This is a genomic window from Rhizobacter sp. P1_G5, assembly GCF_056405435.1.
This window is the reverse complement of the sequence record NZ_JBFUCB010001196.1, coordinates 1-579: the sequence shown is the minus strand read 5'-3', so window position 1 is coordinate 579 and position 579 is coordinate 1. Positions and strand designations below refer to the sequence as shown.

Genomic DNA, 579 nt, shown 5'->3' with positions numbered 1-579 from the left:
CGGCGCACGCAACGCGCTGCGGAGCCGGCCGACCAGCACGGCGAGCATGAAGAGCCCGATGCCGAACAGGCCTTGCGCGAACAGGTCGAGGCGGCCGCCCGAGATCGCGACGTAGCTCGACATGCCGACGACGGCCGACGCGAGCAGGATCAGCAGCGTGGGCTTCATCGTCGGCGGCATCGGCGCCTCGAACATCAGCCGCGAGACGACGATGGCGATGAGCAGCACCGACAGGAACAGCCCGGCCGCCCAGCAGAGCGCCAGCACGCCATGCCATTGCGCAGGCGGGTGCAGCGACGGCGCCGCGAGCGGCACGTCCAGCAGCCCGACGGCGGGAACGATCCCGTGCAGCAACAGCAGCACCGGCGCGTCCTTCGGGCCCGCCTCGCGGTAGAAGACGTTGACGCCATCGACCGCGATGGTGCGGTATTGGACGGCGCCGGTTGATGCTGCGTTGGTGGCAGCAACCCTGGCGGCCGCAGGCGCCGCGCTTGCAGCATGCGAGGCAAGAGAGAGGGTGATCGCCGCGGCCATCAGCCTGGCAGCATGGAAGGTCTTCATCGTGTGGATCTCCTGTCG

The 579-nt window shown here is 69.6% G+C and carries 1 protein-coding gene; it reads right to left on the bottom strand.

Going from position 1 to position 579, the window contains the following annotated elements:
• Nucleotides 1-561: SLAC1 family transporter (locus AC1D12_RS34935; RefSeq protein ID WP_477845620.1), on the bottom strand; the 561-nt coding region annotated here is incomplete at its 3' end.
• Between the last annotated feature and the right edge of the window lie 18 nt (nucleotides 562-579).